The sequence below is a fragment of the Sphingopyxis sp. genome (genome assembly GCF_036675685.1).
In the GTDB taxonomy this organism is placed as follows: Bacteria; Pseudomonadota; Alphaproteobacteria; order Sphingomonadales; family Sphingomonadaceae; genus Sphingopyxis.
Map to the genome: position 1 here is coordinate 64,434 of NZ_JAKFEM010000002.1, position 15,526 is coordinate 79,959.

15 protein-coding genes are annotated in these 15,526 nt (G+C 65.5%); 7 read left to right on the forward strand and 8 right to left on the reverse strand.

What is annotated here, in order from left to right; all coding sequences use genetic code 11:
* The first annotated feature begins 20 nt into the window (after positions 1–20).
* The 4 genes from V6M50_RS00450 to V6M50_RS00465 are packed head-to-tail and all read left to right on the forward strand — an operon-like array spanning position 21 to position 2,755.
* Complete coding sequence (locus V6M50_RS00450) at positions 21–1,010, forward strand: GNAT family N-acetyltransferase (RefSeq protein WP_332816557.1); 990 nt, start codon at positions 21–23, stop codon at positions 1,008–1,010.
* Positions 1,007–1,273 carry an acyl carrier protein gene (locus V6M50_RS00455; RefSeq protein ID WP_332816558.1) on the forward strand — a complete coding sequence of 89 codons (267 nt, stop codon included), beginning with the start codon at positions 1,007–1,009 and terminating at the stop codon, positions 1,271–1,273. The genes V6M50_RS00450 and V6M50_RS00455 overlap by 4 nt, the downstream gene beginning before the upstream one ends.
* Positions 1,274–1,289: 16 nt before the next feature.
* Positions 1,290–1,964, forward strand: a complete 675-nt coding sequence (locus V6M50_RS00460) for a hypothetical protein (protein ID WP_332816559.1) — start codon at positions 1,290–1,292, stop codon at positions 1,962–1,964.
* Positions 1,949–2,755 (forward strand): hydrolase 1, exosortase A system-associated, encoded by an 807-nt coding sequence (locus V6M50_RS00465; RefSeq protein ID WP_332816560.1) that lies wholly within the window; start codon positions 1,949–1,951, stop codon positions 2,753–2,755. Before V6M50_RS00460 ends, V6M50_RS00465 begins: the two co-directional genes overlap by 16 nt.
* 186 nt (positions 2,756–2,941) lie before the next feature.
* Here V6M50_RS00465 and trxB read toward each other — a convergent pair whose 3' ends face one another.
* Positions 2,942–3,907, reverse strand: a complete 966-nt coding sequence (gene trxB, locus V6M50_RS00470) for a thioredoxin-disulfide reductase (RefSeq protein WP_332816561.1) — start codon at positions 3,905–3,907, stop codon at positions 2,942–2,944.
* A gap of 94 nt (positions 3,908–4,001) precedes the next feature.
* Between trxB and V6M50_RS00475 the strand changes: the two genes are divergently transcribed.
* Positions 4,002–4,628, forward strand: a complete 627-nt coding sequence (locus tag V6M50_RS00475; protein WP_332816562.1) for a class I SAM-dependent methyltransferase — start codon at positions 4,002–4,004, stop codon at positions 4,626–4,628.
* A 15-nt stretch (positions 4,629–4,643) separates the two neighbouring features.
* Positions 4,644–5,981, forward strand: a complete 1,338-nt coding sequence (locus V6M50_RS00480) for a caspase family protein (protein ID WP_332816563.1) — start codon at positions 4,644–4,646, stop codon at positions 5,979–5,981.
* Positions 5,982–6,032: 51 nt separating this feature from the next.
* Here the strand turns inward: V6M50_RS00480 and trhO are convergent, their stop codons facing one another.
* The 6 genes from trhO to V6M50_RS00510 form a co-directional block, all read right to left on the reverse strand.
* A complete protein-coding gene (gene trhO, locus V6M50_RS00485; protein WP_332816564.1) occupies positions 6,033–6,761 on the reverse strand; it encodes an oxygen-dependent tRNA uridine(34) hydroxylase TrhO in 729 nt (242 codons plus the stop codon).
* Between the two features lie 111 nt (positions 6,762–6,872).
* Positions 6,873–8,888 (reverse strand): GMC family oxidoreductase N-terminal domain-containing protein, encoded by a 2,016-nt coding sequence (locus V6M50_RS00490; RefSeq protein WP_332816565.1) that lies wholly within the window; start codon positions 8,886–8,888, stop codon positions 6,873–6,875.
* Between the two features lie 81 nt (positions 8,889–8,969).
* Positions 8,970–9,596: a DJ-1/PfpI family protein gene (locus V6M50_RS00495; protein WP_332816566.1), complete on the reverse strand. Its 627-nt coding sequence runs from the start codon at positions 9,594–9,596 to the stop codon at positions 8,970–8,972.
* A gap of 27 nt (positions 9,597–9,623) precedes the next feature.
* A complete protein-coding gene (locus tag V6M50_RS00500) occupies positions 9,624–10,118 on the reverse strand; it encodes a hypothetical protein (protein WP_332816567.1) in 495 nt (164 codons plus the stop codon).
* Between the two features lie 98 nt (positions 10,119–10,216).
* Complete coding sequence (locus tag V6M50_RS00505) at positions 10,217–11,356, reverse strand: hypothetical protein (RefSeq protein ID WP_332816568.1); 1,140 nt, start codon at positions 11,354–11,356, stop codon at positions 10,217–10,219.
* 244 nt (positions 11,357–11,600) lie between these two features.
* Positions 11,601–13,712, reverse strand: coding sequence for a malate synthase G (locus V6M50_RS00510; RefSeq protein ID WP_332816569.1), 2,112 nt, complete (start codon positions 13,710–13,712; stop codon positions 11,601–11,603).
* Positions 13,713–13,926: 214 nt separating this feature from the next.
* Between V6M50_RS00510 and V6M50_RS00515 the strand changes: the two genes are divergently transcribed.
* Entirely contained in the window at positions 13,927–14,226 is a 300-nt protein-coding gene (locus V6M50_RS00515) for a WYL domain-containing protein (protein WP_332816570.1), read from the forward strand.
* Between the two features lie 10 nt (positions 14,227–14,236).
* On the opposite strand, the gene V6M50_RS00520 is transcribed toward V6M50_RS00515, so the two are convergent.
* Positions 14,237–15,409, reverse strand: a complete 1,173-nt coding sequence (locus tag V6M50_RS00520) for a GGDEF domain-containing protein (protein WP_332816571.1) — start codon at positions 15,407–15,409, stop codon at positions 14,237–14,239.
* Between the last annotated feature and the right edge of the window lie 117 nt (positions 15,410–15,526).

Consider the following 15,526-nt stretch of genomic DNA (forward strand, 5'->3'; position numbering starts at 1 on the left):
CGGTGATAGAGGGCGGCACCATGCAAGGGAACGGTGAAGATCACGCTAATGATGATGCGGCGCGCGCCGCAGGCTTCGCTGCGCCCTTCGACCGTGCCGAATGGTTCGACCTGCTCGCAGCGCATGGCTTTGCGGGTCGGGGTCGGTTCGACGCGCGCGGCCACGCCGACACCACGACCGCGTGGCTGCCGCTACGCGTCGAGAAGCCGGGCCATCTGGCTGGCCTGACAAACTGGTACAGCTTTGCAATCCGGCCGCTTTATTCGGGCAGGGGCGACCATGATATCGCGCTACTCGAGCTCTTTCATAACCTGCAGACCCAGGCTGCGCGCCTGTCGCTCTATCCGGTTCGCGACGACGAGCAGAAAGAAATCGTCACCGCGCTCCGCGCCGCGGGGTGGTGGGTGAAAGCGATGCGGGCCGGCGATCGCCACTGGCTCGACCTTGGCGATATGGACCATGGCGCCTGGTGGGCCAGCCGGCCGGGCGCATTGCGCAACACTGTCCAGCGCAAGGCGAAAAAGGGCATCGTCGACATCCAGTTGCTCACCGCTTTCGATCATGGAAGCTGGGCCGCGTACGAGCAGATTTATGCCGCGAGCTGGAAACCCGAAGAGGGCCATCCCGCCCTGCTGCGCGCCTTCGCCGAAGCCGAAGGCGCCGGCGGACGCCTGCGGATGGGGATTGCGCGCATCGACGGCGTGCCGGTCGCGGCGCAATATTGGACGGTCGAGGGCGGCACCGCCTTCATCCACAAGCTCGCGCATGTCGAGGACAGCCTGAAAGCCTCGCCCGGCACCTTGCTGTCGGCGGCGCTGTTCCGCCATGTGATCGAGATCGACGGCGTGAAGCGTGTCGATTTCGGCACCGGCAACGACGGGTATAAGCGCGACTGGATGAACCGGCACGACCCGCTGTGGCGTATCGAGGCTTTCAATCCGTCGCGGGTCGCGGCATGGGGTCCGGCACTAAAGGCATTTGCCCGTTCCGTGTTGAGGAAAGAATCGTGACCGATAGCAGCACCGTCGACGCCACCCTCCGCGCCCTGCTCGCCGATGTCCTCGGCCTTGGCGAAGACCGCGCCGCGGCGCTGACCGAGGAAAGCGGGCTGTTCGGCGAGCTGCCCGAATTCGATTCGATGGCGGTCGCGACGGTGCTGACCGAGATGGAAGACCGGCTCGGCATCCTCATCGACGATGACGAGATCGATGGCGAAATCTTTGAAACCTACGGCAACTTGCTGGCCTTTTCGCTGCGCAAAGTGACCGACTGAGCCGGACGCGGGGCGCATGGCCGAACAGATCCTGCATATCGACCCCGCCGGCACACCGCGCGCCACCGTCCTCATCGTCCCGCCGCTGTTCGAGGAAGCGAACCGCACCCGCCGCACGCTGGTTCTGGCGATGCGCGCGCTGGCCGCGCAGGGTTTTGCCACGCTGCTTCCCGACTTGCCGGGGCAGAATGAAAGCCTGGTTCCACTCGAGGACATCGACCTCACGCGCTGGCAAGATGCCCTCGCCGATGTCGCCGCGGCGATAGAGGGCGCGGTCCTGGTCGCGTCGGTGCGCGGGGGCGCGCTGATCGATCATCGGGTCGGCGCGGCGGGCTGGTGGCGCCTCGCCCCGGTGGGCGGGGCTTCGCTGCTCCGCACGCTGTTGCGCGCGCGCGTGACGGCCGACCGCGAGGCCGGTCTCGCTTCGTCGCTCGAAAGCCTGCAGGACGCCGGCAGGACGACCCCGCTGCTTCTTGCCGGCAACAAGCTCTCACCCGCCATGATCGCCGGGCTTGGCGCCGCGGAGGTCCAACCCGTCGCCCCGCTCCGCAATGCGGCGCTGGGCAGCGGCGACGATATGATCGCGGGAACCCCGCTCTGGCTGCGCGCCGAACCCGGCGAGGATGCCGCGATGGCCGAAGCGATCGCCGACGACATCGCCATATGGAGCGGAACATGCGGCGTCAGCTGAGCTTCGCCTGCGAAGGCGCGGCGCTCGCCGCGAGCCTCGACGAGGCGCCCGGCGCGACCGGCCTGCTGATCGTGTCGGGCGGCAACGAGATCCGCAGCGGCGCGCATCGCGGCATGGCGATGCTGGCAGGGCGTGTCGCCGCCGCAGGATTTCCGGTGTTCCGCTTCGATCGGCGCGGGATCGGCGACAGCGAGGGCGAGAATGGCGGCTTTGAATTCAGCGGGCCCGATATTGTTGCCGCGATCGCAGCCTTTCGGCATGCAGCGCCGCAGGTTTCGCGCATCGTAGCCTTTGGCAATTGCGATGCCGCGAGCGCGCTGCTGCTCCACCAGCCGCTGTCTCTCGACGCGCTGATCGTCGCTAATCCGTGGACGTATGACAGCGACGCCGAGGAAGGCGAGACGGCGGACGAGCCCGCACTACCTCCCGCTTCAGCGATCCGGGCGCGCTATCTGTCGCGGCTGAAGGATCCGAAGAGCCTGCTCAGGCTGCTCAAGGGCGAGGTGGATTTTCGGAAGCTGGTTCGCGGCCTTTCGGCGCTCGGCAAGTCGACGGCACCAGCCGCGCCCGACGGCGTGCCCGCGCGGATAGAGGTTGCGCTGTCGGGGCTTGCCTGTCCCGCCACCATCTTGCTCGCGACCGGCGACCGCACCGCGCAGGCCTTCATGGAAAATTGCCCGGCGGCGCTGAATCGTCTTCCGGTCGAACGCCTCGCCAGCCCATCGCACAGCTTTGCCGGCGACGACGCCGATTGGCTGGCGGAGCGGATCCTGGAAATATTGGGACGATGATATTGTTTGCCCCGATACCGATGTCGGCTTTGGGGCGGAAAGCGGACGGTCCTTATTCGTCATCCCGGGCTTGACCCGGGACCCGCCTTCCTTCTTCCCAACCGAGAAAAGACAAGGCAGGCCCCGGGTCAAGCCCGGGGTGACGCTAGAAGGAACGGCAACAATCGGCCAATTGCCGTCGCAGCCTCAGGCCTCCACCATCGCGTGATATTCGGCCTCGGCCAAAAACCGTTCGGCGTCGAGCGCCGCGATGCAGCCCATGCCCGCTGCGGTCACCGCCTGGCGATACACTTTGTCGGCGACGTCGCCCGCGGCGAACACGCCGGGGATCGAGGTCAGCGAGGTGCCCGGCGTAATCTGCATATAGCCGTCGTCGTCGATCGGCAGCTTGCCCTTGAACAGCTCGGTCGACGGGCTGTGGCCGATCGCGACGAAGCCGCCGTCGGTTGGCTCGTGGCTCGCTTCGCCGCTTTCGGTGTCGATCAGGTCGACGCCGACGAGCCCCGACACGCCGTCGCCCGCGACGAAACGCTCGACGCGCTTGTTCCACAGGACCTTGATCTTGGGATTGGCGAACAGGCGGTCCTGCAGGATCTTTTCGGCGCGCAGATGGTCGCGGCGGTGGATCAAGGTCACATCGTCGCTGTGGTTGGTGAGGTAAAGCGCTTCCTCGACCGCGGTGTTGCCGCCGCCGATCACCACGACCTTCTTGCCGCGATAGAAGAAGCCATCACAAGTGGCACAGGCCGACACGCCCTTGCCGCCAAGTTCCTGCTCGCCCGGCACACCCAGCCATTTCGCCTGCGCGCCGGTCGCGATCACCAGTGTTTCGGCCATATAGACATCGCCGCCGTCGCCCGTCAGCTTGAACGGACGACGCGACAGGTCGACGTCGACGATCGTGTCCCAGATCATGCTCGTGCCGACATGCGTCGCCTGCGCGGTCATCTGCTCCATCAACCACGGGCCCTGCACCACCTCGGCAAAACCGGGATAGTTTTCGACGTCGGTGGTGATCGTCAGCTGGCCGCCGGGCTGGAGCCCCTGCACGACGATCGGCATCATGCCCGCGCGCGCCGCGTAAATGGCGGCCGACAGGCCGGCGGGGCCGGACCCGAGAATAAGCATTTTGGTGTGATGAACGCTGGGCATGACGATCTTTCAAAGGCTGTGCGGACACGCACAGATGGGTGTTGCCAACCGCGCTAGCAAGGGTCACCTTCCGCGCCAAGGGGAGACAGCGACGATGACGAGCTGGTGGGAACGTCATGGAGTACCACGCCTGATCAAATGCGCCTGTTCGCAGGGGCAGATCATGAAGCTTCGTAGCAAGATCGTGCCGCACGCGGCGGGCGATGTGCTCGAACTGGGCTGCGGCGGCGGCATCAACATGGAATTCTATGACCCGGTGCGAATCGGCAGCTTTACCGGGCTCGATCCCTCGCCCGAATTGCTCGCGATGAGCCGGGAAGCGGCGGCAGCGCGTGGGATCGACGCCGACATCCAGGGCGGCGTCGGCGAAGCGATGCCGTTCGCGAGCGGGCGCTTCGACACCGTCGTCACCACCTTCACCCTCTGTTCGGTCGCCGAACAGATGGCGGTACTCGCCGAAATCCGCCGCGTGCTCAAACCCGGCGGGACCGCGCTCTTCCTCGAACATGGCGCCGCCCCCGACGCCAGCGTCGCCAAATGGCAGCGGCGGATCGAACCGATCTGGAAACGCATCGGCGGCAATTGCCATCTGACCCGGCCAATCAGCGACGCTTATGAAAAGGCAGGCTTTTCGGTCGACCGGCAGGCGGCCGCCTATGTCCCCAAAACGCCGCGACCGTTCGGCTGGTACGAATATGGAACCGCCCGCCCGCTTTCCTGACCAGAGGATAAAGAGATGATGAGAACCTGGCTTATCGCGCTCACCGCGCTCTTGCTGCTCGCTCCCACGGGCGCCGAAGCACGCAAGGTCGCGCTGGTGATCGGCAACAGCGACTATGCGAACACCAGCCGCCTCGCGAACCCGGTCAACGACATCAAGATCATCGCGGCGTCGGCGCGGGCTGCGGGCTTCGACGACGTGACCATCGCCGCCGATCTCGCGGTCAACGACTTCCAGAAGGCGATGCGCGATTTCCGCGCCAAGGCCGACGGCGCCGAAGTCGCGATGGTCTATTATGCCGGCCACGGGATCGAGGCGCAGGGCAAGAACTGGCTGATCCCGACCGATGCGCAGCTGAAATCGGACCTCGACCTGCCCTATGAGGCGATCAACCTCGACCGGCTGATGGAATCGGTATCAGGCGCGCAGATCCGCATGGTCGTGCTCGATTCGTGCCGCAACAATCCGTTCGGCCGCTCGTGGCGGTCGGGGACGCGCGCGGTGTTGACCGGACTTGCCGGGGTCGAGGCTGACGATGTGCTCGTGATTTTCGCGGCCGCGCCGGGACAGACGGCGGCCGACGGCACCAGCGGCAATTCACCCTTCGCCACGTCGCTCGCCAAACGCCTGCCGCAGCCCGATTTGCCCGTGCAGCTCTTGGGCGGCGCGATCCGCGACGATGTGTTGCAGGCGACGGGGGGCAGCCAGCGGCCGTTCGTCAGCGCCAGCATCACGGGAACCCCGGTCTATCTCGTCCCGCGTGCGGTGTCCTCCCCTGCGCCCGCGGCATCGGGCAACCGATCGGGATTGGAGGAGCTGTTGTGGAAAGGCGCGATGGCCGAAAACAGCGTCCGCGGCTTCAGCGCCTATCTCGCCGAGTTTCCGGCGGGCAAATATGCGGGCCAGGCGGGCGACAATATCAATCGCCTGCTGAAAGACTCCGGCGCGATCACGGCACCCGTGACGATGGTCGCGATGAAAGAACCGGCGGCAGCGGCCCGTCCGGCCGCGCGAAAATTCACGCTGTCGAACGTCCGCGTCGAATGCGTGAAACTCACCGGGCGCCTCGGCCTCGGCCTGCCCGACCAGCTGTTCCTGCGCTTCAACACCGGGCAGCGTTTCCCCGAGGCCAAGAGCGAGATCTATTCGATCAAGAAGGGCGAAAGCTGGGTGGTGAACGAAACCTTCGAATTCGATCAAGCGGTGAGCTTTCAGCTCCGCGAATTCGACGACATCGGCGGCAGCGACAATATCGGGACGATCGACATCGGCGAGGCGCCAGGGACCTTCACCAGGACGCTCGACGGCGACGCCAGCGATTATAAGGTGACCTATACGCTGACGGTCGCGTGACACCCCTTGTCGTCATCCTGGCGAAGGCCGGGATGGCGACATGATGAAGAGTCATTCCTTCTCGCCCACCTCGATCAGCCCGTGGCCGACACTCACCCGCTCGTCGAAGACGAAGCAGCTGCCGTGCCAACGGCTCTCGCCCTCGGGCACCTGTTCGAGATAGGCTAGGATGCCACCCTTCAGGTGCACGACGTCGTCGACACCCTCGCTGCGCAGGAAGGCGGTCGATTTTTCGCAGCGAATACCGCCGGTGCAGAACATCGCGACGCGCTTGCCCGCGAATTTTTCCGCATTCGCACGCCACCAGTCGGGAAACTCGCCGAAGCTTTTGGTTTCGGGGTTCAGCGCGCCGTCGAAGCTGCCGTAGCCGACCTCGAAATCGTTGCGCGTGTCGATCAGCACCGTATCCGGATCGTCGACCAGCGCATTCCAGTCGGCGGGATCGATATAGGGCGCAGCGTCGCGCGCCGGGTCGATACCGGGCACTTTCAGCGTCACGATTTCTTTCTTCAACCGCACCTTCAGGCGGCCGAAGGGCATCGTCGCGGTGGCCGAATATTTGACGTCGAGGTCGGCGCAATCGGGGAGCGCGCGGATATGCGCGAGCACCGCGGCGATCCCGGCTTCGCTGCCCGCGATCGTGCCGTTGATGCCTTCGCGGGCGATGAGAAGCGTGCCCTTCACGCCTTCGGCGGCGCACAGGTCGAGCAGCGGCTGGCGCAGCGCGGCGGGGTCGTCGAAGGGCGCAAAGCGATAGAGGGCGGCAACGGTGAAGGTCATGGCGGCTGCCCCTTAGCCGTTTGCATCGAGCGAAGTCGAGATGCCTATCGTTGGCGCGTGGCCTCCCGGTGTCTCACTTCGCCCGACACGAACGGATTTTATATGGCAGCCTTAGCCGAACGGATCACTCCGCCCGGTCGCATATTGCGCCATCGCCATCGTGGTCCATTGCGCGTTGACGCGGATACAGCTCGGGAAAACACTCGCGTCGGTGACGAGCACGTTGGTCGTGCCGTGGACGCGGCAGTCGAGGTCGACGATGCCATATGCCGGATCCTCGTTGATCGCATTGCCGCCGTGCGGATGGCTGCTCGACAGCGTCACATCGTCCTGTTCGCGGATCGCCCCCGCGAAAAAGGCATCGACGTCCATATCGGGGGTCACCTTCCGCCCCGTGGCCAGCGCCGGATAGCATTCGAGCGCGCCGGCGGCGAAATGCACCTTGGTCAGCGTCGCCATCGCGCGGCGCAGCACGGGGAGGTCGTCCTGCGCATCGAGCCGGAAGTGAAGCTTGTCGCCCGTCACCTGCCCACGCCGGTCGGCGGGAAAAAGGATGCCCGCCGAATGGACGCGGCCGAAATTCTTCATGCGGCTCGCGTGATCGCCGAACCAGCCGGGCATCAGCGACGCCATCGACATCGGCGGCTGGAAATGGCTTTCGAGCAGGAAGTCGCCGCAGTCGACATAGCTCGACATCTGGTCCTCGTCCCACGCATCGCCGCCGACGCCATCGGGCATCAGCGCGACAACGGGCGAGGCGACGTTGAGCGACACCTGATAGCCGGTGCCGGCGATGTCGCTGCGGTCGAGCAGCTTCGACGACGCGATCGTCCCGCACGCGACCACCACGCCGACGCGGGCGCGCACCAGCGCGTTCGACCCGCCGGGCAGGATCAGCTTCACCGCCTCGGCCTCGCGCCGCCCGTCATAGGCCGTCTGCCAGACGATCTGCTCGGCCTTGGTGCCGGGAAGGATGCGCGCGCCATGGTCGCGGCACGCCTCGGGCAGATAGGTCTGCGCGATCCCCATGCGGCGACCATAGGCGCAGCCCGAATTGCAATAGCCGCAATAAGCGCAGGCGTTGATCGTGTTCGGCGGGCCGAAATTCTTCGCGAACCAGTCGGCGACCGCGCGCTGCTCGCGGGGATCGCTCGACACCGCGGCATAGCGGCGCCAGCCGTCGATCAGGTGCGGCCCGTTGTGGCGCCCGCTGCGCGGCTCGATCGGCGCGATCCCCAATTTGTCGCGGACGGCATCGTAACTCGCATGGAAGGTGCTCGCGTCGACGGGCGCGCCGATGCTCGCCCATTTGGCGAGGACATCCTGTGCATCGGGATGCGTGCGCCCCGCCTCGTTGACGCGCAGGCAGATGCCGTTGTTGATCGTCGACGACCCGCCAACGCAGCGCCCCTGGAACACCACGAAATCGCGGTTGGTCGAGGTCTGCAGCGCACCATGCTTGTACAGCTTCGCGATCATGTCGAGTTCGTGATGGGTGATCGCGTGCGAGGGATGGAAGGGCCCGGCCTCGACGACCAGCACCTTATACCCTTGGGCCGCGATATTGAACGCGGCGACGCCGCCGCCCGCGCCCGAGCCGATGACGATGACGTCATATTCGTCCTCGAGGCTCTCGGCGTTCAGGATATATGCGGGGTCGATCTCGCGCCCATGCACGGGTTCGAGCGGTATCTCGCCGGCGCCGCGGGTGCGGAATTTGGGGAGCGTGAAGCCGATCTGACGGTGGACCGGGTTGGCGATATTCGCGTCCTGATCGCCGGGTTCGAGCCCCGGTTGCCAATGACCATAATAGCAGGCGTAGATGATGCCGCGCAGCCGCGCCATGTCCTGGAACAGGTCGATCTGGCTGTTCTGAAACCGGTCGCGCAGTTTTTCGGCGCGCCCGGCAACATCATCCTCGGTGAAGAAAGGCCCGCCGAGCACGGCCTCGGTCGCGACCAGCGACAGCTGGATCTCGTCGAGCTTGGTCCCACCGACCTTTTCAAACAGGTCGCAGACATTGGCGACGACCTGATCGGCCGAAATCGCCATCTCGGCCTCGTGAAACAGCGCCTCGGTGAGCGCTTTCAGAAATTTGAGCTGCCCGAAATTAAACGGTGCCGTCATCGCCCTGCCCCCTGTTTGCCCGCACATGCAAATGCCGGGTTATAGCCGGTGAAGGCAAGGCGTATTGTACGGGACCGCCAGCTATGCCGTTTCAGTCACCGCGGCTTCTGCCATCAGGAACGGACGCACCGCCGCCATCGCGCGGTCGACATAAAGCGCCTTCTCCCCCACCGGCGCGACATAGTGCAGCGCCTCCTCGGCCTCGGCGGTGCCCGCGAGTCGCGCAATGATCCACGCCGCGAGATATTGCGACGCAAGACAGCCGCCCGCGGTCGCGACATTGCCGTGCGCCACGAAAGGCGCGTCGAGCACCTCGACCCCCGCCTCGATCACCCACGGCTTCGTCGTGAGGTCGGTGCAGGCCGGCAGGTCGCCGATCAGCCCCAGTTTGGCGAGCAACAGCGTCCCCGAACATTGCGCGCCGACCAGCTGGCGCGCGGGGTCGAGCCGGATGCGGCCGAGCATCAACGGGTCCGCGGCAATCTCGCGCGTGCGGATGCCGCTGCCGATGATCACGGCATCGGCTTTCGTCGCGAAGTCGAGCGGCTGCTGGCGGTCGATCGTCACCCCGTTCATCGAGGTCACCTGCGGCGTCGGCGAGGTGATATGCGCCGCCCAGCCCTGCCCGCGCAAACGGTTCAGGATAGCCGCGGCGACGAACGAATCGAGTTCGTTGAAGCCGTCGAAAGTGAGCACCGCGATCTGCACATCAAACTCCTTGAAAGAGGGCCGGCCTTATACCGCGCCGTCGAGGACATCCTCAAGCCAGCGCGAGCGCGCGGCGGCGTCGCGCGGCGAGGCGAGATAACGCCCCCATGCCGCGCTTTCATGCGCAACGATGCCCAGCTCCCAAACGCAGAAGGTCGGACGCACGACACCCGCGGCAGGGGGATAGGCCGGATCGAAGGCCGCGAACGCGGGCATGTCGCCATGGCGATACCAGACGGCTTCCCACAATTCGTTCGACCCGCGCCACACCGACACGAGCAGAAAATAGAAGTCCGCGCCGCAACGGTGGAGGATGACGAACCCGCAATCGCCCTCGGCCAGCGTCATGCCCGCCTGCTCGCGAAACCAGTCGGCGCAGAGCGCCGCCACATCATCGGGCACCGGCGCATCGGGCGCGGTCAGGTGATAGAGCTTCATCGCCGCGCCGCCGGCTTCGACGAGCTCACGATATTGGGCATGCTTGGGGTAGTGGCGATAGGCGGCATCGACGGCGGCGGACATGGCGAATCCCTCTCTTTGTTCTATATATGTTCTACTAGGCCATAGTCCGGCAAGCAAGAGGGTTGGTGGACTCTCCCGTCGCTGGCCTCCGATACGAGTTAGGGCTCCACCGCAGGCGCAGGCTGCCCTTGCAACAGCGATGCCAGCCAGAAAAAGGCAAGGTCGGCATAACGGCCGCCCGCCGGATCGCCTGCCGCAGAGCGGAACGCCGCCTCCGCCTCGGCTCGCTCGCCGACGCGAAGCCGCGACATGCCTAACCGGACCTGCGCGCCGTCCTTGTTCGGCAGCTCGGGCCTGGCCGCCGATTCATTTCGGGCCTTGGCAACCGCCCGATCCACTTCGGCGATGATCTCGCGCGTCGGCGAGGCCTCAGCGTCGAGCAGGCCGCGCTTCATCCCTTCGTCGAGTACCGCCTTCGCCTCCCGCGGCTCGCCGGACTGGCTCAGCAGTTGGGCCATACGGTGATATTCGGCCGCCTGAGCAAGCACGCCCACGTGGCGCATCAAGCGGAGAAGGTCGATTTCGAGCGCCTCCTCGGGCACGACCAACTGCCGGTAAACGACCAATGCGGCGCGCCAATTTTCCGGCGTCGGATAGGTGCTGACGAGCGCGCGCGCGGCGTCGATGCCCGGTGCTACGAGATTGCCTTGCTGGACAATGCTCAACCGTTGCCGATACCATCCTTCCGAAGCCGCTTGGCCAAGCGCCGCGCGCGCGGCGATGGCGCGCGTGAGCAGATCCATGGCACCGGGCGCGTCCTTCTGCGCCAATCGAACCTGCGCGAGATTGGCGAACACGTCGGGATCGGACGGCGTCAGTTCGGCCAATCGCGCCCAGAGCCTTCCCGCCGCCTCGAAATCGCCCGCTCGATAGGCGATCTGCCCGCGGGCCGCCAAATGACCTGCCAACCTGTCACGCCCCGTACGTTGGCTGGCGATCAGCGCGTCCAGCGCCCCAGCGCGCATCGCGTCGTCGCCGCGTCGATTGCCGATCTCCAGTTCGTAGAGCGCCAGGGCGTGGCGAGCATCGCGGCTGTTCGCGACGCGACGCGCTTCCGCCAACGCACGGTCCTGGCGACCCTTCTGCCCGCCGCGGACCAGGTTACCGAGATTCGACAGCGCCCTCATTTCTTGAGGCGACACCGCGAGCTTGCTCCCGCCAATTTCCATGACGGTGCTCGCCTGCTCCCGTGCATTGGCGGTGCACGAGGCTGCACAGCCGGTGCCGGAGAGGACCATCGTAGCAGCAACAAGGCAAGCGAGTGCCGCCCCCATCGCAGCCTTCGAACGAGGGCCAGAACCCGCTACTTGGACGATCGAGGCGTCCGGATAGCGAAGATATGTGCTCACCAAATTAATCGGCCTGACCCTAACGGATTGCTGAACTGTCGAATGAGCCCCGCAACTTCCCATTCGTGAGTTCGAACAGATTACCCCACCTGCCAATGTTCACAATGGGTTGTTGGCTGCCACGGCCGTTCCCCTATCCCGCCGCCTTTTTCGCCTGCCGATATTTGTGGAGCAACGGTTCGGTGTAGCCCGACGGTTGCGTCACGCCTTCGAAGATCAGCGACCGCGCCGCCCGGTATGCGATGCCCTCGGGCGTCAGCTTTTCGTATAGCGGATCGTCGGCGTTCTGCGCGTCGACCTTGGCCGCCATGCGCGCCAGCGCGGCGTCGACCTGTTCGGGGGTGCATACGCCGTGGAGCAGCCAGTTGGCGAGCGCCTGGCTGGCGATGCGCAGCGTCGCGCGGTCCTCCATCAGGCCGACGTCGTCGATGTCGGGCACCTTCGAACAGCCGACGCCCTGATCGATCCAGCGCACGACGTAGCCCAAAATGCCCTGGCAATTATTGTCGAGTTCGCGGGTAATTTCGGCCGCGCTCCAGTTGCGTCCGGTCGCGACCGGAATGTTCAGGAGACGGTCGAGCGACGGCACCGCCTCGCCGGAGATCTCCTTCTGGCGGGCGAAGACGTCGACCATATGATAATGCAGCGCGTGGAGCGTCGCGGCGGTCGGCGACGGCACCCATGCGGTGTTCGCGCCCGATTTGGGATGGCCGATCTTGGCGTCGAGCATGCCGCGCATCAGGTCGGGCATCGCCCACATGCCCTTGCCGATCTGCGCCTTGCCGCTGAGGCCGCACGCGAGACCGATGCGCACGTTGCGATCCTCGTAGGACGCGATCCAGTCGCTCGCCTTCATCTCGCCCTTGGGGATCATCGGTCCCGCGCGCATCGAGGTGTGAATCTCGTCGCCGGTGCGGTCGAGGAAGCCGGTGTTGATGAACACGATGCGGTCCTTCACCGCGTGGATGCACGCGGCAAGATTGGCGCTGGTGCGGCGTTCCTCGTCCATCACCCCGACCTTCATCGTGTGACGCGCGAGGCCGAGCATATCCTCGACGGCGTCGAACAGGCGGTCGGTGAAGCCGCATTCCTCGGGCCCATGCTGCTTGGGCTTCACGATATAGATGCTGCCGGCGCGGCTGTTGGTGAGCGCACCGAGCCCCTTCAGGTCGTGGAGCGCGCACAGGCTGGTAATGACGGCGTCGCACAATCCCTCGGGGGCTTCGGCGCCGCCCGGCAGCTTGATCATCGGGGTCGTCATCAGGTGACCGACGTTGCGCACGAACATCACGCTGCGGCCGTGGAGGATGAAGGGATCGCCGGCGGGCGAGGTCCACTCGCGATCGGCCTCCATCGCACGCGTCACCGTCTGCCCGCCCTTGGCGAAGCTTTCGATCAGGTCGCCGCGCATCAGGCCGAGCCAGTTGGCGTAGCCGAGCGCTTTGTCCTCGCCGTCGACCGCCGCGACGCTGTCTTCGAGGTCGATGATCGTGGTCAACGCGGCCTCGAGCACGACGTCGGCGATGCCCGCGGGGTCGGTCTTGCCAATCGCGCTTGCCGAATCGATCACCAGTTCGATGTGGAGGCCATTGTGGCGGAGCAGGATTCCGCCGGGCTTGCTGCCAACCCATTGCGCCGGATCGGCGAGCGTCAGTTGTCCGCCCTGCCAGCCGGCCCAGCTTCCCGATGCCAGCGGCACCGCTTCGTTGAGGAACGCCTTGGCGCGCGCGATCACCGCCGCGCCGCGCGCGGCATCGTAGCCGCCGGGTTTCGCGGGCGGCGCGTCGAGCGCGTCGGTGCCGTAGAGCGCGTCGTAGAGGCTGCCCCAGCGCGCATTGGCGGCGTTGAGCGCGAAGCGGGCGTTGAGCGCGGGGACGACGAGCTGGGGGCCTGCCATCGTGGCGATTTCGGGATCGACATTTTGGGTGCCGACCGCAAACGGCGCGGGTTCGGGGACGAGATAGCCGATTTCGTGCAGGAAGGCCCGATAGGCTGCGGCGTCATGCGCCTGACCCCCTCCAGATTCTTTGGCGCGAGCCTGATGCCAAGCGTCGATCTGCGCCTGCAAATCCTCGCGCTTCGCCAGCAGCGCCGCATTTTCCGGCGCGAATTTGCCGAGCAAGGCGGCGAAATCGCTCCAGAATTTGGCGGCGCCGAGCCCGGTGCCGGGCAGCGCGCGCTGCTCGATGAAATCGGCCAGGCGCGAATCGACGGACAGGCCGGAACGATCGAGATATTCGGTCATGGTAGCACCCTCTGGTCGGCGCGGCTGCGCCAGTGGACCCGGGGAGGAAAGGGCCGCCGCCCTATGCCGCGATTGGTTTCGATTGGCAATGGGCGGTGTTCTGCGCATAGGTTTTCAGCCACTCTGCGGGCATTCGGCACTTGCCCGCTGCGTCCGCATGTGCATTATGTTGCAACGCACAACAGAATCTTCTTCCCCGAACGGCCCCGAACCCATGGACGACACACGACTGAAATTGATGGAAGCCATCGCCCGCAAACGGAAGGTGACGGCGCATTACAATGGCCAGGTCCTGACGCTGGCACCCCACCTGCTGTTCGAACGGCGCGGCGACCTGTTCATCAGCGCGCTCAATTTGAACAAGAGCTGGCGGTCGGACGAGGATCCGCGGCTCGGCCATTTCAAGCTCGACGGTCTCGCGTCGATCGAGCTGATCGACGAGAGTTTCGATCCGCTGCCCGGCTTTGAACCCGCAGCGCCGCGCGACGAAGACACCCCGCTTCTAGCCGTTTGACGACGACGCCCTAGGCGACGCCCACGGCAGGCATCGGCGGCATTTCGCCCAGCGCGACACGAACCTGGTTCCGGCCGGCCGCCTTTGCGCGATACAGCGCGGCGTCGGCACGGCGCGACAATTCGAACAGCGAATTATCGGAGGTTCGCTGGGCAACGCCGAAGGATGCCGTGAAGCCGCGGTCGACCCCCAGCACCGGTAACCGCGCCGAAGCGAAGGCGGCGCGCACGGTTTCCGCATAGAGCCGGCCGTCGGACAGCAACGCGTCGGGAAGCAGAGCCGCGAATTCTTCGCCGCCGATGCGGCCGACGATCGCGTTCGGGGGGGCCGCGTCGACCAGCATCGCCGCGAAATGCGCGATCACGCCGTCGCCCGCGGCGTGACCAAAACTGTCATTGATCTTCTTGAAATGGTCGAGGTCGGCCACGATCAGCACGGCGACCTCCCCGCGTATGAATGCCAATTCGGCATGATGTTCGAAACCGCGCCGGTTGAGCACGCTTGAAAGCGGATCGGTTTCCGAGCGCGCGACCATCTCTGCGGTCGTGTCGCGCATCATCACGAGCAAGAACACGAGCGCGATCGCAATGAGGATGACGACGCCCGCGCTCTGCGAAATCGCGGCATAGGTCGTCGACATATAGCCCTGCGGCCGGCTCGCCGCCCCGACCGTCGCCGCGATCAACGGCTTGACGAGATAGAGGGTTGCCGCGGCCCCCTGCAGAAAAATCAGCACCAGATCGAGCGCCTGGTGGCGGCCCGAGCGCCAGATCACCAGGACGAACAAGGACTGCATCGCGAAATAGGGCAGCTGATAGAGCATCAGCCGCGGCGTCGTCCCGTATGTCATGCTGAAAATCACCGGCACAGCAACAATCGTGAGCACCCAGATCGCCGCCATCGCGATCCACGGCGGCGCCGCGCGATAATGGTGCGAAACGCCAATCAGCGCGAAGCTGAGCGCAAGCAGAAAGACGAGGAATATGGCGATTCCGACCGGTGCAGGATCGACCTGCCGCGTCAGCAGAAACTCGAGACCGACATTGACGATTCCCATGCCGTAGCCAAGCGCGATCCACCATGCACCGCGCGCGGTGCGGTTGGTCGCCGCGACCACAGCGAACGCAACGGCAAAAATGCCGGCAACGAACATATTGATGCCAAGTATAAAGGCGGCAGTCATCGGCTCACTCTCTCATCGATCCGGACAGCCTAGCGAAGTGGTCTCGAACTTTCGGTTAATGCGCTGTGCTTCGGGATAATTCGCGCGCGCTTTTACCCGAGCGTGCGGCCGGCAGCA